This is a genomic window from Streptomyces sp. TLI_146 (assembly GCF_002846415.1).
In the GTDB taxonomy this organism is placed as follows: Bacteria; Actinomycetota; Actinomycetes; order Streptomycetales; family Streptomycetaceae; genus Streptomyces.
Genome location: NZ_PJMX01000001.1, coordinates 377,168 through 398,080, shown reverse-complemented (window position 1 = coordinate 398,080; position 20,913 = coordinate 377,168). Strand labels below are relative to the sequence as shown.

General features: G+C 68.4%; 20 protein-coding genes and 3 pseudogenes. 7 read left to right on the top strand and 16 right to left on the bottom strand.

What is annotated here, in order from left to right:
• Nucleotides 1–75: 75 nt before the first annotated feature.
• Nucleotides 76–2,346, top strand: a complete 2,271-nt coding sequence (locus BX283_RS01845) for an MMPL family transporter (RefSeq protein WP_101392082.1) — start codon at nt 76–78, stop codon at nt 2,344–2,346.
• A 41-nt stretch (nt 2,347–2,387) separates the two neighbouring features.
• Here BX283_RS01845 and BX283_RS40400 read toward each other — a convergent pair whose 3' ends face one another.
• The gene (locus BX283_RS40400) at nt 2,388–2,759 is read right to left on the bottom strand and encodes a DUF6185 family protein (RefSeq protein ID WP_218976599.1); all 372 of its coding nucleotides are present in this window, start codon (nt 2,757–2,759) and stop codon (nt 2,388–2,390) included.
• A 196-nt stretch (nt 2,760–2,955) separates the two neighbouring features.
• Between BX283_RS40400 and BX283_RS01835 the strand changes: the two are divergent.
• Nucleotides 2,956–3,234, top strand: a pseudogene (locus BX283_RS01835) (transposase); the annotation flags it as partial.
• 215 nt (nt 3,235–3,449) lie between these two features.
• Here the strand turns inward: BX283_RS01835 and BX283_RS01830 are convergent.
• Together BX283_RS01830 and BX283_RS40395 are read right to left on the bottom strand one after the other, a co-directional pair.
• Entirely contained in the window at nt 3,450–3,986 is a 537-nt protein-coding gene (locus tag BX283_RS01830; RefSeq protein ID WP_101385920.1) for a hypothetical protein, read from the bottom strand.
• A gap of 14 nt (nt 3,987–4,000) precedes the next feature.
• Nucleotides 4,001–5,206, bottom strand: a complete 1,206-nt coding sequence (locus tag BX283_RS40395) for a NucA/NucB deoxyribonuclease domain-containing protein (protein ID WP_180357010.1) — start codon at nt 5,204–5,206, stop codon at nt 4,001–4,003.
• Nucleotides 5,207–5,968: 762 nt separating this feature from the next.
• Here BX283_RS40395 and BX283_RS01820 point away from each other — a divergent pair.
• Nucleotides 5,969–7,027 carry a YihY/virulence factor BrkB family protein gene (locus BX283_RS01820; RefSeq protein WP_101385918.1) on the top strand — a complete coding sequence of 353 codons (1,059 nt, stop codon included), beginning with the start codon at nt 5,969–5,971 and terminating at the stop codon, nt 7,025–7,027.
• A 34-nt stretch (nt 7,028–7,061) separates the two neighbouring features.
• Here BX283_RS01820 and BX283_RS01815 read toward each other — a convergent pair whose 3' ends face one another.
• The 3 genes from BX283_RS01815 to BX283_RS01805 form a co-directional block, all read right to left on the bottom strand.
• Entirely contained in the window at nt 7,062–7,385 is a 324-nt protein-coding gene (locus tag BX283_RS01815; RefSeq protein WP_143676344.1) for a hypothetical protein, read from the bottom strand.
• A 99-nt stretch (nt 7,386–7,484) separates the two neighbouring features.
• Nucleotides 7,485–7,970, bottom strand: coding sequence for an Imm63 family immunity protein (locus tag BX283_RS01810; RefSeq protein WP_101385916.1), 486 nt, complete (start codon nt 7,968–7,970; stop codon nt 7,485–7,487).
• Between the two features lie 648 nt (nt 7,971–8,618).
• Complete coding sequence (locus tag BX283_RS01805; protein WP_101385915.1) at nt 8,619–8,978, bottom strand: MerR family transcriptional regulator; 360 nt, start codon at nt 8,976–8,978, stop codon at nt 8,619–8,621.
• 59 nt (nt 8,979–9,037) lie between these two features.
• On the opposite strand from BX283_RS01805, the gene BX283_RS01800 reads away from it, so the two are divergent.
• Nucleotides 9,038–9,367 carry a putative quinol monooxygenase gene (locus BX283_RS01800; protein WP_101385914.1) on the top strand — a complete coding sequence of 110 codons (330 nt, stop codon included), beginning with the start codon at nt 9,038–9,040 and terminating at the stop codon, nt 9,365–9,367.
• Nucleotides 9,368–9,669: 302 nt separating this feature from the next.
• Here the strand turns inward: BX283_RS01800 and BX283_RS01795 are convergent, their stop codons facing one another.
• The 3 genes from BX283_RS01795 to BX283_RS01785 all read right to left on the bottom strand — a co-directional run bounded on the left by BX283_RS01795 (nt 9,670) and on the right by BX283_RS01785 (nt 13,040).
• Complete coding sequence (locus tag BX283_RS01795; protein WP_101385913.1) at nt 9,670–10,548, bottom strand: ricin-type beta-trefoil lectin domain protein; 879 nt, start codon at nt 10,546–10,548, stop codon at nt 9,670–9,672.
• Between the two features lie 19 nt (nt 10,549–10,567).
• Nucleotides 10,568–11,545, bottom strand: coding sequence for a ricin-type beta-trefoil lectin domain protein (locus BX283_RS01790; protein WP_101385912.1), 978 nt, complete (start codon nt 11,543–11,545; stop codon nt 10,568–10,570).
• A gap of 235 nt (nt 11,546–11,780) precedes the next feature.
• Complete coding sequence (locus tag BX283_RS01785) at nt 11,781–13,040, bottom strand: hypothetical protein (protein WP_143676343.1); 1,260 nt, start codon at nt 13,038–13,040, stop codon at nt 11,781–11,783.
• A 198-nt stretch (nt 13,041–13,238) separates the two neighbouring features.
• Here BX283_RS01785 and BX283_RS01780 point away from each other — a divergent pair, with 198 nt between their 5' ends.
• Nucleotides 13,239–14,501 (top strand): hypothetical protein, encoded by a 1,263-nt coding sequence (locus BX283_RS01780; RefSeq protein WP_218976495.1) that lies wholly within the window; start codon nt 13,239–13,241, stop codon nt 14,499–14,501.
• A 998-nt stretch (nt 14,502–15,499) separates the two neighbouring features.
• On the opposite strand, the gene BX283_RS01770 is transcribed toward BX283_RS01780, so the two are convergent.
• Both BX283_RS01770 and BX283_RS40390 read right to left on the bottom strand, forming a co-directional pair.
• On the bottom strand, nt 15,500–15,823 hold the full coding sequence (locus BX283_RS01770; RefSeq protein ID WP_101385909.1) for a hypothetical protein: 324 nt from the start codon (nt 15,821–15,823) through the stop codon (nt 15,500–15,502).
• Entirely contained in the window at nt 15,824–15,991 is a 168-nt protein-coding gene (locus BX283_RS40390) for a hypothetical protein (protein WP_180357009.1), read from the bottom strand.
• Nucleotides 15,992–16,763: 772 nt separating this feature from the next.
• Here BX283_RS40390 and BX283_RS01765 point away from each other — a divergent pair.
• Nucleotides 16,764–16,952 (top strand): hypothetical protein, encoded by a 189-nt coding sequence (locus tag BX283_RS01765; RefSeq protein WP_257581729.1) that lies wholly within the window; start codon nt 16,764–16,766, stop codon nt 16,950–16,952.
• A gap of 168 nt (nt 16,953–17,120) precedes the next feature.
• Nucleotides 17,121–17,261, top strand: a pseudogene (locus BX283_RS01760) (IS5/IS1182 family transposase); the annotation flags it as partial.
• A gap of 111 nt (nt 17,262–17,372) precedes the next feature.
• Here BX283_RS01760 and BX283_RS01750 read toward each other — a convergent pair.
• The 5 genes and pseudogenes from BX283_RS01750 to BX283_RS40385 form a co-directional block, all read right to left on the bottom strand.
• On the bottom strand, nt 17,373–18,221 hold the full coding sequence (locus BX283_RS01750; protein WP_306822769.1) for an NmrA family NAD(P)-binding protein: 849 nt from the start codon (nt 18,219–18,221) through the stop codon (nt 17,373–17,375).
• Between the two features lie 54 nt (nt 18,222–18,275).
• Complete coding sequence (locus BX283_RS01745; RefSeq protein ID WP_101385906.1) at nt 18,276–18,740, bottom strand: hypothetical protein; 465 nt, start codon at nt 18,738–18,740, stop codon at nt 18,276–18,278.
• Between the two features lie 126 nt (nt 18,741–18,866).
• Nucleotides 18,867–19,385, bottom strand: a complete 519-nt coding sequence (locus BX283_RS01740; RefSeq protein WP_101385905.1) for a MarR family winged helix-turn-helix transcriptional regulator — start codon at nt 19,383–19,385, stop codon at nt 18,867–18,869.
• 722 nt (nt 19,386–20,107) lie between these two features.
• Nucleotides 20,108–20,536: a hypothetical protein gene (locus BX283_RS39935; RefSeq protein WP_143676342.1), complete on the bottom strand. Its 429-nt coding sequence runs from the start codon at nt 20,534–20,536 to the stop codon at nt 20,108–20,110.
• A gap of 161 nt (nt 20,537–20,697) precedes the next feature.
• A pseudogene (locus tag BX283_RS40385) lies at nt 20,698–20,820 on the bottom strand (transposase); the annotation flags it as partial.
• Nucleotides 20,821–20,913: the final 93 nt, after the last annotated feature.

The window sequence follows — 20,913 nt, the reverse complement described above, 5'->3', positions numbered from 1 at the left end:
AGCGGAGCGCCGTGGCGACGAGTCTCGGCATCGGCGGCCGTACAAGGACGGCCGCCGAGGTGGTTGGAGGACCCGATGCTCTCGAAAGCCCTGTTGCGCCTGGGGACAAGCGCCGCCCGACACCCCTGGCGGGTGATCGCGGCATGGCTGCTCGCCGCCATGCTTGCCGTCCTGGCCGCCGTCGCCTTCGGCGGGCGGACCGCGGACTCGATGACCGCTCCGGGACTGGACTCCCAACGGGCCGCGGAACTGATCGAGCGGGCGGGCACGGGTCAGGAGGGTATGACTGCCCAAGTGGTCGTCACCCCCCGCGACGGCGGTGCGACCTTCTTCGACGACGACGGCGCGCGCACCGCTCTCACGCGGCTGCAGGCCGACGTGAAGCGGCTGCCGCACGTGCTCGGCACGAGCGACCCGGCGCGGGCACTCGACGCAGGCCGGGGCACCGCCGTGCGCGGCGGACTTGTCTCGGCCGACGGGCGGATAGCGGTTGTCCGCGTGCAGTACCCCGACCAGAGCCGACTGTCGGCCGAGGACCTCCACGCCCTCGTCGATCTCGGCGACCGGCTGCGCGCCGAGCTGCCCCTGCGGGTCGAGATGGGCGGGAGTCTCTTCTACGCCTTCTCCGATCCCGACGGCGGCGCAAGCGAGTTGATCGGGATCCTTGCCGCCGCCGCGATCCTGTTCCTGGCGTTCGGTTCGCTCGTCGCCGCGGCGCTGCCGATCGGCATGGCGGTCTTCGGGCTGACCGTCGGCGTTGCCACGGTGACGGTACTGGCGGGGGTGACGGACGTCCCCACCTTCGCACCGGTCCTGGGCAGCATGGTCGGGCTCGGCGTGGGCATCGACTACGCGCTTTTCGTGCTCGCCAGACACCGCGAGTACCTCGCGCGCGGGCTCGAGCCACACGAGGCAGCCGGACGGGCGGTGGCAACGGCGGGGCGGCCCGTGGTCTTCGCCGGCGGCACCGTCGTCGTATCGATCCTCGGCATGGCGGTCGCGAACGTGCCGTTCATGACGGTGGGCGGGTTTGCCGTCTCGATCGTCGTCCTGACGATGGTGCTCGCGTCGGTGACGTTGCTGCCGGCCTTCCTGGGCGCGGCCGGGCCGCGGCTGGCCCGGGCCGGCCGGATCGTCCGGGCTCTGCAGACCAGGAAGTTGGGCCGATTCGCGCGGCGGCGCCACCCGGCGGCAGGTGCCGCCCATGCCGCCGGGTGGCGTCGCTGGATCGGACACGTCAGCCGGCACCCGGTGCCGTACGCGGTCGGCGCGGCGGGGCTGCTGCTGACGGCGGCGCTGCCCGTGCTCGGCCTGCGCGTCGGCCTGCCCGACGACGGCTCACTGCCGCAGAGCCGTACTGAACGCCGCGCCTACGACCTCGTCGCCGAGGGGTTCGGCCCGGGCACCAACGGTCCCCTCGTCATCGCCGCGGACCCCTCCGGCGATGGGGGAGTGGTGGACCGTCTCGTCACCACGGTCGCGGCGGATCCGGGCATCGCATCCGTCGCGCCGACGCAGATCGATCGGGCGACCGGCATCGCGACCTTCGTGGTGTTCCCGACCACCAGCCCTCAGGACAAGGCCACGGCCGACACCATCGCCCGGCTGCGCACCGACGTGCTGCCCACGGCGATCGGGCGCGACCCGGCCAGGGCCCACGTCGGAGGCGCCGCCGCGAGCCTGTCCGACGTGGGCCGACGCACCAGCCAACGCCTGCCGGTGTTCGTCGCCGCCGTACTGGCGATGTCGTTCCTGCTGCTGATGCTGGTCTTCCGCTCGATACTCGTACCGCTCAAGGCGGTACTGCTGAACCTGCTGAGCATCGGCGCGTCCTACGGCATCATGGTCGCGGTCTTCCAGTGGGGCTGGGGAGGCGCCCTCATCGGACTGGAAGCAACGGTTCCGATCGTGTCGTTCATCCCGATGTTCCTCTTCGCCATCCTGTTCGGCCTGTCGATGGACTACGAGGTGTTCCTCCTCTCCCGTGTACGCGAGGAGTACCTGCGCACCGGCGACAACGACACGGCGATCGTCGAGGGCGTCTCGCGCACCGCCCGGATCATCACGTCGGCCGCCCTCATCATGGTGGCGGTCTTCCTGTCCTTCGCCGTCGCCGAGGACCCCTCCACCAAAATGTTCGGGCTTGGCCTGGCCACCGCGATCTTCATCGACGCCACAGTCGTACGCATGGTGCTGGTACCGGCGACCATGACACTCCTCGGCCGGACCAACTGGTGGCTGCCGAAGTGGCTGGACCGGATGCTTCCCCGCGGCCCGGTCGGCACCGAGGACGCCGACGCGGAATCCACGGATGAAGCCCCGCGTCCGCGGCTGGTTGAGCGTTGACTCAACTCCTGCCCGCCCTTGGCGTCCGACACCTCAGCGCATCAGCCCTGCGTATAACGGAGTGTGATGATTTCGCCACGCTCGCCACTCGTACGGTACTGGTCCCTCTGGCCGTCGGCCTTCACCGTCACCGGCTTGAACCGCCACTCGTCATCACGGAAGTCGCCCTGATCTTGCGGGGGTTTGCCCACCAGGCACGCCAGCGCAGACCGATAGGCGGGCGAATGGGCGTCCAGGAGCAGGTCGGAGGCGTGAGTCCAAGCGGCTGGCACGCTGATGTCCACGGTGCTCGTGACCATGCTGAAGTCGTCGCCACGGTGTTTGAACCCAGCCAATGCCGTGACCTCGGCCCTCTTGAGCTGGTCGGCTCGGCAGTCCGTCGAAGCGTCCTCGGCAGCGTCGGCCCTGCCCATCGTGGGCAGAGCGAGGCAGAGAAGCAGCACAAACACACACACAGACGGCAGGGCGCGGACCAGCCGGGACGGATCATCGTCAGCAGAGGATCCCCCCGGCCGGCCGCGCACGATACCGTGCGACGCGCCGACGCGCAGGCGGTTCCACCCCAGCGGCCGAGCAGAGAAGGCGCGCCGCCCGGGTCCGGCAGGCGCCCACGGTCATGCTCTGCAGCAGACCGAGGAGTGCAAGGAGCGATACAAGATCCGTGCCGGAGTCGAAGGCGCCATCTCCCAAGCAGTCGGGCGCTGCGGCCTGCGCAGGTCGCGCTACCGAGGGCTGGCCAGAACCAGCCTCCAGCACCAGCTCACCGGCGCCGCGATCAACCTCGTCGGCATCGACGCGCACCTGACGAACACCCCACTTGCCCGCACCCGCACCAGCCACTTCGCACCACTCCGCCCTGCTGGATCAGATCCAGCAGGGCGGAATTAGCCAACAGCGTCCGCCTCTTGCGGCGGCCGGGTCACCGTCGTCTGCGCGGCGCCGTACCGGCAGAACACCTCGTATGTGAAGGTCCAAGCCCTGCGCGTCGGCCCGGCCTGCCACCCTTCTCAGCCGCCTGGTTCGTCGCGGACGGGATTCACGTCCTTGTCTCGGCTGGCGAGACGGCCGAGTCCGCGAGGGTCAGGCCCCGCGGACGGCCACGGTCAGGCTCCGGTACGCCAGTAGGCTCCTATCCTGTCGCCGGCCTGGTGGATCACGTCGGGCTCTGCCGGTGCCGGCCACGCCTGGAGGCGGTGTTCCTCGACCGGTTCCTCGTCCTCCTCCAGATAGTCGGCGTCGGCTCCTGCGTCGCGGCCTCGCACACTGATCCGCAGGCGGTAGGTGCCTGGCCCGGTCGCGGCGAGGTTCGGCCAGTCGACTTGTTCCTCGTCCGGCTCCGCGTTCACCTCGGCCGGGGTCAACTCCCCGGTGGTGGACGTGATGGTCGTCTCCACCACGTCGTCCCAGGAGTCCAGGTCGAGGGGTGGCGGTGCCTCCCAGACCTCGACTCCGAGCCAGATGTCACCGCTGTCCATGCCGGACAGGAGACACACCCCGTCGTCGGCGACGACGGCCACGCCGTTGTCGACTCGCTCGGGCAGCCCCGGAAGAGCCTGCATGCCGGTGTCCGGGCTGAAGAGGAAGTACTGCCCGGACTCGACACCGAGCCTGGCCCGTCGGTGCGTGGTCGGCTGCGTCATGTGCCGTGCCCTCTCTACCTGACGATGTGAACCCAGAAGGCATCATGGTCGAGGACGCGGTTGTCCCGGTAGAACTTCAGCCGGTAGTCGGAACCGCCTTCCCGGGAGTTCTGGTCCCTGGGCACCATGTGCCAGGAGTAGTCGGCGTTGCGCGAGGCCCCCTCATAGCTCGAGGCGAACGGGTACTCGTCGCACGACGTGCCCGGTGGGCGGTGGCGCGAGCGAGGGCACGCGGTACGGCGGTTGGCGTTGATGACGTCCCTGCTGGTCGTGCGGTGCAGCGCGGGACCCACGCCTTCGACCCCCCAGGCGTTGTTGAGGTTCTGCTGGGCCCAGAGGATGTGCCAGGCCACCTGGTCCACCAGGGGGTCGTGGACGCTGATGCTGTAGGTCGGTGTGTACGCGGGATAGACGCAGCCTCCCGCGCGACTGCTGACGTACGGCGTGCTGTCACAGCGCACCTGCCCCGCCTGGCTCATACGTCCCGGCGGTGCCTGCTCTGTGGCCGCGGGATTGAACACTGTCAGGATCGGGGTCGGGCTGTGCGTGTACTGATCCCAGCTCGGGTACGTCACGTTGGGCGAGGTGACGCTGAACGGGTAGTCCACGTTGGTGGTCGGATACGGCAGGCTTTGGACGCCGCCTCCGACCGCGGTGCACGGGGGATTGCCACCGGTGGTGCCCGTCGTGCAGTCGAGACTTACGTTCGCGGTCGTGCCGATCGCCACGACGCCCGTGGCATCCAGCAGTCCGAGCCGGACGTTGTGCCGCCAGGTTCGGGACTCCGTGTCGAGGGCGGTCGTGGACGCCACCCCGATCGTCCCCGTGCCGAGGACCTCGCCACCGGGCACCTGTATCACCCTGTACGTGGTGAACTCCTCGTAGCACGAGGACGTACGGTCCAGCGCGAGCTGCCCGAGTTGGCACGGAACGGCGCCGGGAGCCACGGTGAGCGAGCGTTGCCAGTGCTTCACCGCGGCTGTGTCGGGTACTGCGGCCACCTTGTCCATACAGGCGGCCTTGCCCGGCTTCATGGTCTTCAGCGCGGCGCGCAAATGGGCGCAGCCGGCGGTGGCTGTCGAGGTGGGCGCGCTCTTCGTGCTGGTCGGCGGCTGCGCCTGCACGGCGCCCGCTGATGTGATCAGGGCGGCGGTGACCAGGGCGAGGGACAGCAAGCCACTGGTTAATCGCCGTTTGAGCAGTTCCGTCTGCTTGTTCATGTTCACCTCCAGAGTTCCTCCGCCTCTGAGATCGGCAGAGGTTGAAAGGCGGGATCCGCAGGGGGCAGGGCCTGGTGATTCCCTGCTGGCTGTGGATCTTTGGCCGGTGCCGGCGTCGACCCAACGGGCGGTTCTGACGGCGGCTCGTACTGTGCTCCGCTGTGCCGTACGGGCACCGCGACACCGTGGCGGGAGGGGGCGTTGTCCGCCAGAGCCGACACAAAAACGTCGAGGTCGGCAGGTGCAGACAGGTGGACAACACGTGTTGTCCGCGGACAACACGGCAACGCAGGGGAGGCGTACACCCCACTTGCTCGCGAAGGCGAGTGCGCTACGCGTAGCGGGCGGCCGGGGCGCGCACCGTCTCGGCGATGCGGTCGCGGAGTTCGGCATGCGAGTTGGTGAAGGACACCTCCTCCGGGGCTGAGGCGAGACCCCGGCACGCGAACGGCAGGGCATTCGCGTGCCCGGTCCTGACGTCAGTCGCGGTGGACGATCGTAAGGCGCTGTTCCGTGCTCTGCGACAGTTGGTGGCGTGCCATCGGGACCGGCGAGGCGAGCGAGGCAGCGTAACGCTGCTGCCGCATGGCAGTTCACGAGCTGGGTCACCTTTACCTGCCCCGCGGGGTTCCTGGCAGGCGAAACCCGGCTCCCCGGGGCCTGTTCCCCCACCGACGAGATCGTCCTGGAAAGCAGTGACTGCGGAGTCTCCAGCCGCATCAACATCCTGATTGAGCGGGTGACCGGGGGTACTCGGCGGGTATGAAGTTGCATCTTCCTGGGCGTAAAGAGCACCACGGCAGCGGCGAGACCTCGGAAGGGGACATCCCGCGTCCTGAGGAGGTGGGTCCCGGGCCCGCGGTGGAGCGTCGTGCGCCGGACACGCCGACGAAGCTTCCGAAGAGGGCGTGGGGGGCGGTGCTGAAGGGCAGCCTCAAGGAGTTCAAGGACGACGAGCTGACCGACCGGGCCGCGGCGCTGACGTACTACGGTCTGCTGTCACTGTTCCCGGCCCTGCTGGTGCTGGTGTCGTTGCTCGGCCTCACCGGTAGGTCAACCACAAACAGGCTGCTGAGCAATATCAAGCAGTTCGCTCCCGGCTCCGCCCGTGACATCATCACAGATGCCGTCTCGCAGTTGCAGGACAACGCAGGTATCGGGTCGATCATGGCGATCGTCGGTATCGTCCTGGCGGTGTGGTCGGCCTCCGGATACGTGGCGGCGTTCATCCGCGCCGCCAACCAGGTCTACGACATGCCGGAAGGCCGCCCGGTGTGGAAGATCCTTCCCGTGCGCGTCGGGCTGACGGTCGTCCTGCTGCTGCTTGCGGTCGTCAGCGCCTTGATCGTCGTCTTCACCGGCACGCTGGCCCGCCAGGCCGGAAAGGCCCTGGGGATCGGCGACACCGCGCTGACGGTGTGGTCGATCGCCAAGTGGCCCGTCCTGGTGGTGCTGGTCACGATTATGATCGCGCTTCTGTACTGGGCGAGTCCGAACGCGAGGGTGAAGGGATTCAAGTGGATCACCCCGGGCAGCTTCCTCGCCTTGGTCATCTGGCTGGTCGCATCGGCCGCGTTCGCGTTCTACGTCGCCAACTTCGCCTCGTACAACAAGACCTACGGCACCATGGCCGGGGTCATTGTCTTCCTCGTCTGGCTGTGGATCAGCAACCTGGCGATCCTGCTCGGGCTGGAGTTCGACGCCGAGACGGTGCGGCAGCGGGCGATCGCGGGCGGCCTGCCACCGGAGAAGGAGCCCTACACCGAGCCGCGCGACACCAGGAAGTGGAACGAGGAGGACCTGCGCCGGCTGGATGAATGACGAGCGGCGCCCGGTGGGTGGCGGACTGATCCTTTCAGGTGGCGAGCGCAGCCTCGGCCCACTCCTGCTCCGCGCCGAGCGGCGACGTGTGGAAGACCATGCAGTCGCCGAAACTCAGAGGCGGATACAGCTCCGCGAGGAGTGTGAAGTCATCGGGCAGCGCCGCACCGAGACCGGACTCGACTGCCGCCCAATCGAAGCGTGTCGGCTCGGCCCGGCGCAACGAAGCCATTCCGGGCACAGCCGCCTCCAGGGCCGAGAGCGCCTGGTACGGGTCGGTCAGCCGCAGCGCCGCAGCCTGCTCTGGTATCGCGCCACTGTTCACCGGTGCAGCATCACACCTGTCGGTTGAGGTCATTTCCCGCGCTATCGGAGATCGTCTCCCACCGCTCGGCGGGCGGACTTCCGGTGACCATTCAGGCTACGACCAGCAGCTTGTCGTCGGATCGCGGGAGTTTCATCGGTGCCGTCCACGCCCTACCCGCCATGGTGTGAGGCGTGATATCAGCGATTCGTTGACGGGGTGCTCGTCAACGTCGGCGAGGGACAACCCGGGAAATCGAGTCTCGACGGTGAACCTGAAGCGTTGCGCCCACACGGGATTCAAGGTGCTGAGGAGCTGGAGCTGCTTGGCGACCCAGCCGATACGCGAGTCCCGGCCTTCAGGCCATTTGTGACGCTGGCCCAGCTCCCACCGCCGGGCGATGGAGCTGGTGGCTTCCTCCGCGACGACGTACATGAACTCATCCAGGTCGGTGTACGTGCCCAAGTCGTGCTGCTGCCCGCGGTCCATCAGGAAACGGTGGATCACACCGTCCTCGACCCGCACAAAGGGATGGCCTTCGCCAGCCGCGCCGAACTCGACCGGGTAGACGTCGTGGCCGACCAGGGCGCGGGCGAGCTCCCGATGGGCGGCCGATATCTCCGCCTCCGTAATCGTCATACTGACATTATGTAGGTCGGGCAACCCGGAACACGGATCGCGGTCGCTTCGCCGGTGCCCCTGAGGGCCGTTGCGGTCAGCGTCGGGCTGCGGGAACGAGGCGGATCGGCCGGGCAGCTCTGTCCGCAGGCGGGCGAATCGGCATGGGCTTGCCGGGCGCCGGTCCGCCACCGCGTACTCACTCAGATCCGCGCCCAGGCCGCCGAGCCGGCGGCCGCGACCCTGCGGTCACCCGCGCCTCGCTCAAGGTCGGCCTCGCGGCTGCCGATGCCCGTACCGGCCGCCTCGCAGCCCGGTCCGCCGCCTCGAACAGCGCCTCAGCGAAGCCCTTGGCGAGCGGGTCTGGCGCGACTCGGGCATTGGCGGCCTCGGTGACACCGAGCAGCTCAAGGCCCGTTCCTGCCACACCTGCGGCCGGGGTGAGTACAAGCATCTGAGATGTGGGGTGGTTCCCGAACGAGTTGGCCTTCGCGGAAGTTGACCCGCGGTGTGCAGGGGAAAATGCGGACAGCCTTCGTACGGGCTGAAGGCTCTCGGGCGGGACGGTGGGACAGAGGTTGTACGCGGGCGTCCAGCCGCCGTACCACCGTGGTCTGCTTGCCGCGGCCAGTAGTTCGCCGCCGCGGACATGCGACAGCGGTGGTGGTGTTACGCGAGTGCCGGCTCGCGGGCCTGGGTGGCGGAGATGAGTCCGGCCAGAGAGGTGCGGGTTTCCGACAGTGCGGTGATCCTGTCATCCAGCCCCTGGAGGTGCTCCTGGAGGGTCTCCAGCTGGCAATCGGCGACCGTACCGTCCTGGCGAACGCACGGCAGCAGGTCGCGGATGACCCGGGTGGGCAGGCCGGCATCCAGCAGTGCGCGAATCCGGCGGACCACGGCGGGGGCACTGTCGTCGTAGCGGCGGTGGCCGCTGTCGAGGCGGGAGGACTCCAGGAGGCTCTGCTCCTCGTAGTAGCGCAGCAGCCGGACTGAGGTGCCCGTCGCGGCGGCGAGCTCACCGATCTTCATGTGCTGCTCCTCACAATCCCTTGAACCTCACATTGATGTGAGATCTTAGCGTGAGGGTCATGACGAACACCGATCGCCCCATCGCCCTCTATGGGTTCCTGCGCCCCAGGCCGGAGCGCGCGGACGAGGTCCGGCGCATCCTCTCCTCCTTCGTGGAACCCACCCGGCAAGAGCCCGGCAACCTGCAGTACCACCTCCACGAACACGAGGACGGCCGCTTCTTCCTGTACGAGGTCTGGCGCTCCCAGGAAGACCTGGACCGGCACAACGCGACGCCCCCGCTACGCGCCTTCCTGGAAAACCTGTCGACGTTCCTGGAGGAAACCCCGGAGGGCTACTTCGACACCATGCTCAGCCCGTACCCCGAGACCCAACCGGCTCCCGCCTGAGGTGATGTTGCGAAAGTCACGGTCCGGTGTCACGGGTCACGGGTCACGGGTCACGGGTCACGACGAGTCGTGCGCTGTCGTACAGCGGGTCCGTCATCGGGGTGACGTGGTCGCGGGCGTGCCGCACGTCCCTCACGCGTAAGCGTTATGGGGGCGGGGGTTCGGGTCGGCCGTGCGGCAGTTGCGGGCGGCTGGTGACGGCTGGGCGGGCGGATTCTCTCGATGCCCGCTGTGCGCCGGCGCCCGCCGACGTGTGCCGGACGCGGACCGCTACGGCCCGCGTCCGGTACGCGTCGGGGTGATCAGTCTCCGGGGATCGTGAACCGCTGCCGGTCGGACCCGTCGCACGCGGACATCTGGAGCCGACTGCCATTGGACGTATTGCCGTTGGGCACGTCCAGGCAGTACCCCCACTGGGCGTTCCGTAACTGCCCTGACTCGTAGGACCACTGCTGAGGCGGCGTGCCGTTGCACACCCAGAGCTGGGCCTGTGCACCCGTGGACGCACCCGCCGCGTCCAGGCACCAGTTGCCCAGGTCACCGGCGCGCAGTGCCGAGCCTTCGCGGCGCCACCACTGGGCGTTGGTGTTGTTGCAGTCGTACGTCTGGATGGCCCGGCCGTTCTCGGCCCGGGAGCCGGCGACGTCCAGGCATTTTCCGTCCTCGCCCTGGATCTCGCCGCCGGGGACCCGCTGGAAGGAGACGTTCCCGCCTGACCGGTTCCCGTGCCCGTAGAAACCCCAGTTGGACCAGCCGCCGTCGCTCTGGAGCTGGAAGTCGCCCGATTCGAAGACCCAGATGTTGTAGTAGACGCCGCTCGACTTCCGTACCAGGGCCCGGAATCTGAAGCCGGTGAGGTTGTGGGTGAAGCGGGCGTCGGAGACCGTCACGAGCAGGTTGTAATGGCCGTTCAGGGACGGGCCCAGGCCGTTGACCAGGCTCTGGACATAGTCGCCCCGGCTCTTGGACTTGTTCTGCTGGTGGAGGTCGCGCAGCCGTTGGTCGAGCCCCCAGACGGGCTGCCCCTGGGTGATGTTCACCTCGTCGTCGGCGGTGGCGTGTGCGGCCGCCGGACGGGCGGGCGCGGCCTGGGCCGGGAGGACACCGCCGGCTCCGAGCGCGAGTGCCGTGCAGGCGAGCAGCGTGATGCGCGCGCCGCGCCGGACTGCTGTAGTCGTCATCTTCGTCTCGTCTCCGGGGCTAGGGAAGGGTGAACCGCTGAGAGGGGCCGTCGCTGCACGGCATCATCTGGAGCCGGTTGCCGTTGCCGGTGTCACCGTTGGGGATGTCCAGGCAGTAGTTCCATTTGCGGTTGCGCAGGGAGCCGTTGCCGACGTAGTCCCACTGCTGGGGCGGGCTCCCGTTGCAGTCCCACAGCTGTACCTTGTCGGTCCAGCCGCCTCCGCCCGCGTCGAGGCACTTGTTGCCGGGCAGGCCGGACCTGAGCGCGAGTCCGTCCCGGTACCACCACTGCGCGTTCGTTGTGTTGCAGTCGTACATCTGGATCGGGGTGCCCCTGTTGGTGGAACTCGACTGCACGTCCACGCACTTGTTCTGCTGGTCCTGCTTCTTCAGGCTGTTCCCGTCGGCCTGCTGGAAGACGACGTCGGGACCGTTCCTGGTGTAGCGCCCGCAGAAGCCCCAGTTGCGCCACCCGCCGTCGCTCCTCAGACGGAAGCTGCCGGATTCGAAGATCCAGTAGTGGTATGTGGCAGAGCCGTCCCAGCTGTAGTGGAGCCGGCCCTCCCAGCGCACGCCGTTGAAGTGGGTGTCGTAGGAGGCTTCTTCCTTGACCATCAACACGTTGTAATGGCCCTGGACCATGGCGCACGAGTCGTTGATCACGCCTTGGACGAAGGCCCCCTGGTCCTTGGCCTTGTGGTTGCTGAAGATCTGGATCAGATAGGCGATGATGTCGACGAGCGCCTGAAGGGCGTCGACCGGCCCTGCCGCGGCCGCGGCCTGCGGGCTCGCCCGGCGCTCCCGCAGCGCCTCGGCCGTACGTTCGGAGATTGGCCGCAGGGGCGCGTCCTGGCCGTCGGTACCCATGCGTACGCCCGCCGTCGGGGCCGGTTTCGCGACACCCGGCGCGGCGAGGGCGGACGCCTCCATCCCGCCGGCCAGCAGTACGGTGGCCGCTAGGGCGGCGATGATCCCGATTCGCGATCTTCGTAACATGAGCGTCTCCTGTGGAGTGTGGGACGGGATTCGTTCGTTACGTGACCGTAGGTGTGTCCAGTCAATATTGGATAAATACGGAATCAATGGGTAGACGGCGTTCTCGGCGGTGAGCGGCGTTCACGCGGTATGGGCCGGTCCGCCGGCCGCCCGCTCTACCGCGGCACCCGCAACGGCGAACAGCCCCTTCCCCGGCGCGGTGGGGAGGGGGCCCGCTGTTGTCTCCGGCCGACGCCTAGTCGGTGATGGTGACGGTGAAGTTCTCGCCGTCCAGGATGCGTTCGGTCAGGATGGCGTTGCCGTACTCGCTGCCCGCGCCGGTGTTCTGGCTGATCGGCACATGACTGCGGACGCAGTTCACCATCGGCCCTGGATACCTGAGTAGCTTGACTTCCCACTGGCCGGTGGCGGAGTTGAACCACGGCTGTATCTCCGAGCACAGGTTTCCGTTGGTGCCGCCCTGCGAGGTCGCGGCGAACGGGAACTCGTCACACGAGTCTTTCTCCGGTGTGCCGAGGATGGGTTTGAAGGGGTTCGGGGCGGCCTCGCAGGACTGGTAGCGGTTACGGTCCCTGATCTTGCCGTCGTCGTCGCGGAACCGGTTCAGCGTGTGGCCCGGCGTTCCGAAGTTGCCGCCGATCAGCGTCTTCTGTGCCCACTGGTAGGTGATGGCCGCAGCACCGTACTTGGCAATGGAGATCTTCACATCGGCCATGTTTCCCATGACGATGCAGCCGGTGTTCGCATCCTTGCTGACCGCCTGGTCACAGCGCAGCGTGTTGGGGTTGTTCCACCGGTTGTTGAGTTCGTGGTGCCCGCTGGGGTCGTTCTCTTTGGTGGAGTACGCGCTCAGATGGTAGGACGGCACGATCTCGGTCTGTGCGTTGTTGCCGACCGTGGTCTGAAAGGTGAAGGCGGCCGTCTTGGTTTCGCCAATGCCGATGTTCGAGCGCATCCTGCGGTTGGCCAGCGTGCACTGGCCCGAGCACGAGGCCTCGAAATCGAAGATCATCTCGCCGATGGTGGGTGTCCCCTGGACGACCGTGGCTTCCACCTGCTCCTTCCAGGACGCCCCCCGATAGTCGAGGGAGGCGTGCTGGGCTATGTGCATGGTGGACTTGCCGATCTCCACCTCCGCGCCGGTGTTGGCGTCCTTGCCGTAGAGGGTGTAGTCGGCAGTGGCTTCCAGGCAGTAGCTGTGCCGGGTCGAGGCGTACCCCTTGTCCCCGATGCAACCCGTCACCCCAATACGGGGCTTGGGGGCGGTCCGGGCCTTTCCGGGGCGGACCTCGATGCAGGACTTCACCGCGCCTTCCTTGTAGGCCTTGGTCCCGGGCGCGACCGGGCCGCAGGTCTTGCCGGGCGCGGCCGGGGGCGTGGTGGCGCGGGCCGGGTGCGGCGGCGGGGGTGTGGCGGCCTGAGCCGTTGTGGTGAGGGTGGTCAGGGTGAGAGCGAGCGAGGCGAGTGCCACCACGCAGCGTCTGACGTGTTTCAAAAGGTGGTCCCTTCCGGCGGTGGCCCGTTGGTGGGCGCACCGAAGGTATGGAACCGGGCAACTCCCGTTCATGCCTACCGAGAACACGACGTTTCTTGATCGTATTTGGCCAGTTGTGGTCTAGACCTGCCGTCCTCGGTGACGCTAGTTTCACTCACACTCATCTCACAGACCACACACAAACAGGGGGAAACGACGATGCGCCGCACAGGAACCCGCCTGGGCAGAGGACTCGGAGCGCTCATAGCCACCGCGGCGGCGGCCGTGGGCCTGGCCGCCACCCCGGCTGCCGCCGCCCCGGCCGCGCCCGCCTCCGGGCAGACGGTCCAGCCCGGCCAGACGTGTACCGCAGCCGATCTCGGGACCCGCCGCCCGATCATCAAGAGCACCGAGGTATCCCCGGTGATCACCCATTTCAAGGGCTGGTATGTCACCGACGGCTCCACCGGTTCGCAGAGCGTGGACACCAGCGTCCAGGACACCATCTCGGTGTCCGTCGGCGTCAACGGCAACATCCAGGGCAACTTCCAGGTCGAGGCCCTCGGTATGGTCGGGGGCATGCTCGGCCTGAACGTGCAGGTCAACTACACCCACACCTCGACCACGAACAAGTCGATCTCGTGGGACTTCCGCAAGCCCGGCTACTACGGTCTGTACGAGGGCACGAAGAAGGTCACGGGTACGTACGGGAGCCTCAACTGCAACCGGTCGGATGCGGGCGGCCTGAAGTGGGTTGAGGGCCCCGACACCGGGTCCTACACCACGTACACCACTCTCGAAGAGGGCGCGGTGCGCTGCGAGGACAAGGTCCCCGCCACCAGCATCATGGCCAAGGCCCAGGGCCTGTTGGACTGCGGCTCGCCCGCCGCCGTCGCGAAGCACCCGGCGGGTCCCGTCCCCTCGGCCAAGGCCGACCAGGCCAAGCACGACGCCGACAACGCCGCAACAGCCGCCAAGGCCGTCCAGAACATGAAGGCCACGCAGGCCGCCAAGCCCGTCACGCAGGCTGCCCTGAACTGCCAGCCCGCCGTCTACCGGATCGGCGTCCCCGGCAAGCCCCTGAACTGGAGCGCACCGCTCCTGGCCAACGACGGCATCCGCCTGCGCGAATCGAACTTCTTCAGCGCCCACCTGGACAACTGGCGCCTGTGCAACGTGACCGAGCGAAACGGGGTCATCGAGGCGTCCCTGTGGAACTGGGGCAACGGCGGCTGCGCGACCATCCCGGCGAACATCGCCAACCAGGAGCAGGCCTACCTGACAACGGCCAACTGCGGAGAGGACGACCTCCAGCGGTTCTACATCTACCGCGACGTACCCGGCAGCACGAAGATCGGCCTTCAGAACAAGTACACCGGCTCCATGATGGGCCACGACCGGTACGCCGACGGCGAGTTGATCCGCCAGTACTCCAGCGGCAGGCAGGACGGAACGGGGACGTACACCCTGACCGCAGTCTGACGACCCCCACCCCGCGAGCGCGGCCCCGCACGTGAACCCCCGTCCTCCCGGTTCCACAGGGTGACGTCACGGATGAGCCCGCACCCCCGAGTACCCCGGGTGGTGCGGGCTCGTTCGTGCGGGCCCAACCATCCCTATGCGCCGGGCAGTTGGTGGGAACGGACGCAGACCGTGCCACGTCGGTCCTGCCCGCACCGGGCACCCGGTGCGGGCTCATCGTGGTGGCGACGGCGGGCGCCGGTCCGTACCCCCGTGAGCGGAACGACGCCCGTAGCTGGTCGTGACGTTGCGGGGGGCCGTGGCGGCGGCCCGTGACGTCACGATCTCCGTGTAACGGGCCGGCAGGGGCCGGCTGACCACTGAGGATTTCGCTTGAGGGCGACGCTTAGGGCGGTGTGTGGAGTAGGCCGGTTTCGGCGATGAATCCGTCGAGCAGGTGGGATTGGTACTGGAGCTTCTTCAGCCGGGTCCGGGCCAGGGCGGCGAGTTCGTTGGTGGTGCACGAGGCAAGGTTCGCCAGGCTCCGTTCGCGTCTCTGGTCTTCCGCCCAGCCGTGGGCGACAGGACCTTGCGCCAGCGCCGCCGCCAGATGAGCCCGCCAGGGCGCCCGCATCCGGGACGGCCGACCGCAGGGACCTTGGGAACGCAGGGCGCGCACCCCACCGCCGCGCCAGCGCGCGTACCAGGCGTAAGGCCCGATTTCCGGGAGACCCGCAGCGGTGCGGCGGCGGGACGCGGCGCGCGAACAGTTCGGCGGCCTCGAACCGTATCTGCTCCCGCCGGGCGCGCTGCTGGGCGGTCAGGTCGCGCCCATCGGGATAGCGCACCCCGTTGGAGTGCACCGCCACGGCCGTCGGGCGCGCAGAACGGCGGTGCCCGGCGCAAGGGCCGGGCACTGCCTGGGGACCGAACAGGGTCAGCTGAACTTGACGTGGGCCAGGCGCTCGCTGTTGTCGGCGAGTTTGAGGTCGAGGGTGCGGCAGGTGTCCTTCCAGACGCTAGGTCGGGCCGGCCGGGGTGATGGTTGTGGTGGTGGAGTCGTCACCGGTGTAGGTGTCGCTGTCCACATGCGCGGCGGCGGTCACCGTGCCGGGGGCGGTGGGCAGCACCGTCAGGGTGACGGTGTCGGAGGTGATGCCGGGATGGGTCGCATAGCAGTTCACCTGCGTCCCGGAGCTGATGGTGCAGAACCCCTCGGGGTCGGAGGAGGTCACGGCGGTGAAGGTCGCCGCCGAACCGGAGAGCGCAGCGGAGAGGCCGTAGAACCAATCGGGCTGGGTGGGCACGGTGACGGTGTAGACGTAGGGGGCGTTGACCGGCACTCATGCGGCGGACCCGGTGATCTGCGCGACGGATTCGGCATGCGCCGGGCCAGTGAAGGTCAGCAGGCCGGCCACCGCCAGGGTGGCCCCGGCAGCCAACGCGGTCGGACGGCGGAGCAGGCCCGAGCGGGTCCGGCAGGGTACCGGTGCGGTGTGGGTGTGCGACATGAGGTGGATCCCCCTTCGACTCCGGAATGGCAGGCATGCCCCGGCGGCCCCGACGGGAACCGGTTTGGCGCGGTATGCCGCCGCGGCCGGCGGTCATCCCGTCACTGCATGCGCCAGGGAAGGGCCGTCGGGCCCGGTGCGCCGTCCTCATCAGCGATCCACATCGCTGTCCCAAGACCCGTGTCCCCAGGGGGATCACCCGGTGAGAGCTGTTGTGTACCGTTCAACAACACCCGGAGCATCCCGCCCGTGGCGAGGGCGAGTATGCCGAGGCTCGCGCCGGTGGCCCACCGCCGTGTGATGCGTTTCGTCGCGGGTCTCCTTCTGCGCCAAGGGATAGGGCCGTGTGTGCGGCGGCTCCTGACACGAGAACCGCTTCACGGCCCTGGCGGATGGCACCAACCATCGCCGCAGGCACCGTTGTCCGCACCTTGTGCCGACCAAGCCGCAGGTCGGCACCGGACGGTGGTCGGACAACGCGGCTTGTGCGTGGACAGTCCCGCTCCAGTTCAGGGATCCTGTTGCCGACGAAGCGGTCCTGGATCGGGGGAAGGGGACCGAATGGGTTGCTCGTGGGCTCGGCCGCGGAACAGATCCTGTCTGACAAGTGATCAGTTGTATGTGGGTTGGTGGTGTGGGTAATCGTGTTGCCGTAGTGCCGTGTTCTGGCGATGCTGGGCCGATGCCAGGACAACGAAAGAGGAAGCGGCGGCAGCTCGAGGAAAGGCAGCGAGCCGCCGCTCGTCTCGCTGCTGAGGAGGGTCACTGGGAAGTGCTCTTCGAGACGCAGGATGAGACGGAATGGCGTGAGCACGTTCACCTGTTGCGAGCGTCAGAGGAGCAGTTGGACTGGTCGGCGGTGCGGGTGGACATGCTCTGTGGGCGTCTGATGCAGCCCACCACCTACCGGCTGAGCCTCTTTATTCCGGACCCCGTGGCCGATCCCGGGCAAGACCGCTGAACCTTTTCAGAGCGGCCATCAATCGACTGACGGGTGTGTTGTCGGTGTGAGGGCATGGCGAACGAGGCCCCCAGCGGTTGAGAGGGGTGCCTGAAGTCTCAACTGTTCCGCCAGGGAGCCCCGTTGGTCGCACTGGACCTGCCGCACGCCCTCGTCGAGTGGGTCACCATGCTCATCGTCACCCGGGAGGGTGACCGCCGGTGCAAGCTCCGGCCCTCGCTACGGGCGATCGTTGCGCTGGTCTATCTGCGCAGGCACGACACCCTTGTGCGGATCGCTGCCCAACGCGGACTAGGTGAGCATCCAGCCCTGGATCCCGACCGTCACGCTTCCGCTCTGGCTGGTACGGGCCGTCACGCTGCTGGTCGGCGGCGCTATCGGCTGGCTGGTTGCCCGCCGGTGGGCGAGGGGGGCCCGTCGTCAGCGACGGAAGTCCGCCCGGTGCTCCTGCAGGAAGGCGTGCAGGGTACGGGGCGGGCGGCCCAGGAGGTCCGCGACCGTGCCGGTGGGACGTTCGGGGCGGGCCTTGGCCAGTTGCTGGATCTCGATCACGTGGTCGGCGAGCCAGTCGGGCATCCCGGCGTGGTGGACCAGGCTCTCGCGCAGCTCCTGCGCGGGCAGGTCGACGTAGCGGACCCGAGTACCGGTCAGCGCGGTCAGCCGGTCCGCGAGTTCGGGGTGGCTGACGGTTTCCGGGCCGGTCAAGGTGTACGTGCCGCCGGCGAGCTCGGCCCTGGTCAGCGCGGCGGCGGCGACGTCGCCGATGTCGCGGCAGTCGACGTAGTTGCAGGGCGCGTCACCCATGGCGCCGAGGAACGCGGACCGGGCCGCCACGGCCGGGGCCAGGCGCAGCAGGTTCTGCATGAAGGCGTAGGGCCGCAGGACCGTGTGGGCGGGGCCGGCGGCGCGCAGGTGCTCCTCAACGGCGTGGTGCCCGCGGGAGACGGCGACGGGCGAGTCGGTTTCGGCGGCCGGGGCGGAGATCTTGACGATGTGGCCGATGCCGGCGGCTGCGGCGATGTCGACGGCCCGGGTTTCGAGTTCGACCTGCGCGGGGCCGTTGGCCATCGCGAGGAAGAGCTGGGTGGCGCCCTCGAAGGCGGCGTGCAGCGACCCGGGGTCGGTGGCGTCGGCGTACCGGACCTCGACGAGCGGGTCGTCGGCGGCGTCGTCTATCTGCTGCGGGGTGCGGGTCAGCGCGCGGGCGGGCACGCCGAGCGTGCGCAGGCTCTGGAGCAGCGCCCTGCCGGTGGCTCCGGTGGCTCCCATGACGGTGATCATTGTGCGTCCATTCCTCGGGTGTCGGTGGGGTGAGGGTCCAGGTCAGGCGCGGCAACGGCCGATGGCGGCCCGCCAGCGCAGGGTGACGATGGTGGTGGCGAGGGCGGCGGAGATCGGTAGGTCCAGGCGGAGCCGGTCCAGACACTTCCCCGTCGGAACGGCGGTGTGGGCGGGCAGCCAGCCCGCGGCGAACCAGCCCAGCGAGGCGGCCGCGGCGGTCGTGGCGGCGGCCAGCAGCCCCGTCAGTACCGGGCGCGGCAGGGTGGTGGTCCAGCGCCGCGGGTGTCCGCCGTGCCGCAGCCAGGCGCCGAGCAGGTACGCCACCACGGCGGAGGTGCCGGCGATGGAGGTGAATGCCGCCAGGACCAGTCCGCTCTGGCCGGTGGCGAATCCGGCCGCGCCGGCCATCAGTGCCGGGGCGGCGTAGGCGGTCAGGACTTCGCGCCACAGCGTGAACGGACGGGTGTCCGCACGGCCGGGGGTGACAGCGTCTTTCGGTGACGTCATGCGGGCCTCTCTCTCGACCCGGGGCGGGGATAAGAACCCACCCGGGCCAATCTAATTAGGCAGCTAACTATTGGGCCGGAAAACAGGCCCCGCCAAGATGCGGAGCCAGGACGGACGTGGGCCGGGCTACTCCTCGGTCAGGGCGGAACTGCCCCGCACCACGCGCGCGAGCAGATCCAGGAAGACCGCGCGCTCCTCGATGCTGAGGCCACTCACCATCTCCTCCAGCCGTCCGAAGTGCTCGGGCGCCATCTCGCGTAGGCGCTGCGCACCACGGGCGGTGAGCACGACAACCGCGCCGCGCCCGTCCTCGACGGACGCACGGCGGGCGACCAGGCCGTCCCGCTCCAGGCCGTCCACCAGGCCGGTGACCGTGGCCCGGGAGACACCGAGGTCGGCCGCCAGCCGGGACGGGGGCTTCTCCCCGCCGCAGTCCTCCAGGTCGGCGAGCAGCCGGTAACGCCCGGTCGACAGGCCGAACCGGGAGAAGTGCGCCTCGGCCGCCCGGCCGACCCGCGCACCGGCGGAGATCAGCCGCACCGCGACCAGCACCGCCTGTGGATCGACGTCGAGACCGTAACGCCCGACCTGCTGCCTGGCCTGGTCCAGCGTGGGCGCCTCGCGATCCGTCTCGTCATCCATCATGCAACTAATATGGCACCTAACTACATGGACGGTCAAGGCGCCGCAGTCGGCAACGGCGGGGCGCCGTTGCAGAGCGGCCATCAATCGGATGACGGCTGCGCTGATGGGGTGAGGGCTGCTTCCGACGGACGGCTCCAACCCTCGCCACAGGCGTCGTTGTCCGTACCGCCCATGCGGCAACGCACCAGCGCCTACCGGAGATTGGACGTGAGGGCGGGCCCGGACCGGCAGTGGCTCGCCCCGATAGCCGACGCCTCCCCAGCAGCAGCCCACTCCCGGGCCGCGTCCACATCGTCCAGCACGGCGACGCCCACCCCGCTCAGAACCCTCGTCAATCCTGGGGTCACCGACAGCACCCGTCTTGCTGGGAGTTGTCGTCGGGCGCTACGGGCAGATCCGTTTCAGCGGTAACCCGCAGGGCTCCTTGTGTGTTCTCCAGGCATGATCATGTACAAACGGCTCGCACTCAAGCGGAAGACCCACGCGAAGCTTGTGGAGAACGTTCGGCGATGCCCCCGCATGTTCGCGCACTGGCGGCTGACCACGGATGCGGAGTCGGTCTGATGATTAGGACGACAAGAGCGGTGTAACGGGCGACTGTTGCGCACGGTTCTGTGAGAGTCGAGGGGTGAAATCCCCCTCGACTCATCAGGTTTCACGGAGAGGTGGCCATCGTTATCACGCCTGATAAGGGCAGGCGCTGTGTGCTGGTGCAGGGTGGGTCAGTACCTGAGCGGCGGGGCTGTCACGATTTCCGGGAATTCGAAGTCGCTTCTGGCGGGAGCGATGCGCAGCTCCGTACGGTAGATGTGACCGGGGGTGGGGTTGGGCAGGTCGAATGTAAACTTATGTCCCCTGCCGCACGGTCGGGGCTCGGACACCCATGGCCACCCGTCGGTGTCGTCCCACGCGGTCATACGGACATGGCAGTCCGCCCCACCGTTGAGGGGGTCGAAAGCGGCTTCGAATACCACATGGGTATGGCCGTTGTTGTCGACCGTGCGCACGCACGCGTATTTGGATGCCGGGCCGGTGCAGCCGCCACCTGTGGCAGCGGCGGCAGTACCGGCCGCGCCGGCGATGGTGGCGCTCGCTGCCACGGTGGTGGTTATCGCCATTGCCGCGACGCGCTTGGATATACGAAGAGTCATTGTCTTCACCTTGCTTCATGGGTTTGGGAAGGAATGCGCTGAGCCTATGTGGGTGAAGGATGAGTTCGCCAGGCATATTTGACGTCGTATCAGGGTGCGAGGTGGCCTTCGGTGGAACCGATTGCTATGGGGGAGGGCGGTCCAGGGGGGTGGTTCTGCTAGGCGGACATACCCTCCACCACCGCGTCGGGGATCGTGGAGATCGTCCTCTTGGAGGCCTCGGCGCCAGACACCTCGGCGAGATGAGCCGAGATCTCCCCGTGCGTGAGACCCTTCGCCGACAGCTCCCCCTGGGCCGGGCGGGAGTCGGTGTCCATGGAGGACCTCAAGGACGGAGTCTTTTTTCGACCCCGGGCCCGAAGGTGCCCGACTACTGG

Coding starts and splice junctions, on each gene's coding strand:
- BX283_RS01780 (WP_218976495.1), top strand. CDS start 13,239: ATGCGCCGCACAGGAACCCGCCTGGGCAGAGGACTCGGAGCGCTCATA.
- BX283_RS01800 (WP_101385914.1), top strand. CDS start 9,038: ATGACGAACACCGATCGCCCCATCGCCCTCTATGGGTTCCTGCGCCCC.
- BX283_RS01750 (WP_306822769.1), bottom strand. CDS start 18,221: ATGGGAGCCACCGGAGCCACCGGCAGGGCGCTGCTCCAGAGCCTGCGC.
- BX283_RS01805 (WP_101385915.1), bottom strand. CDS start 8,978: ATGAAGATCGGTGAGCTCGCCGCCGCGACGGGCACCTCAGTCCGGCTG.
- BX283_RS01790 (WP_101385912.1), bottom strand. CDS start 11,545: ATGTTACGAAGATCGCGAATCGGGATCATCGCCGCCCTAGCGGCCACC.
- BX283_RS01820 (WP_101385918.1), top strand. CDS start 5,969: ATGAAGTTGCATCTTCCTGGGCGTAAAGAGCACCACGGCAGCGGCGAG.
- BX283_RS01845 (WP_101392082.1), top strand. CDS start 76: ATGCTCTCGAAAGCCCTGTTGCGCCTGGGGACAAGCGCCGCCCGACAC.
- BX283_RS01740 (WP_101385905.1), bottom strand. CDS start 19,385: ATGATGGATGACGAGACGGATCGCGAGGCGCCCACGCTGGACCAGGCC.
- BX283_RS01815 (WP_143676344.1), bottom strand. CDS start 7,385: ATGACCTCAACCGACAGGTGTGATGCTGCACCGGTGAACAGTGGCGCG.
- BX283_RS40390 (WP_180357009.1), bottom strand. CDS start 15,991: ATGTCGCACACCCACACCGCACCGGTACCCTGCCGGACCCGCTCGGGC.
- BX283_RS40400 (WP_218976599.1), bottom strand. CDS start 2,759: ATGGGCAGGGCCGACGCTGCCGAGGACGCTTCGACGGACTGCCGAGCC.
- BX283_RS01745 (WP_101385906.1), bottom strand. CDS start 18,740: ATGACGTCACCGAAAGACGCTGTCACCCCCGGCCGTGCGGACACCCGT.
- BX283_RS01795 (WP_101385913.1), bottom strand. CDS start 10,548: ATGACGACTACAGCAGTCCGGCGCGGCGCGCGCATCACGCTGCTCGCC.
- BX283_RS39935 (WP_143676342.1), bottom strand. CDS start 20,536: ATGACTCTTCGTATATCCAAGCGCGTCGCGGCAATGGCGATAACCACC.
- BX283_RS01830 (WP_101385920.1), bottom strand. CDS start 3,986: ATGACGCAGCCGACCACGCACCGACGGGCCAGGCTCGGTGTCGAGTCC.
- BX283_RS01810 (WP_101385916.1), bottom strand. CDS start 7,970: ATGACGATTACGGAGGCGGAGATATCGGCCGCCCATCGGGAGCTCGCC.
- BX283_RS40395 (WP_180357010.1), bottom strand. CDS start 5,206: ATGAACAAGCAGACGGAACTGCTCAAACGGCGATTAACCAGTGGCTTG.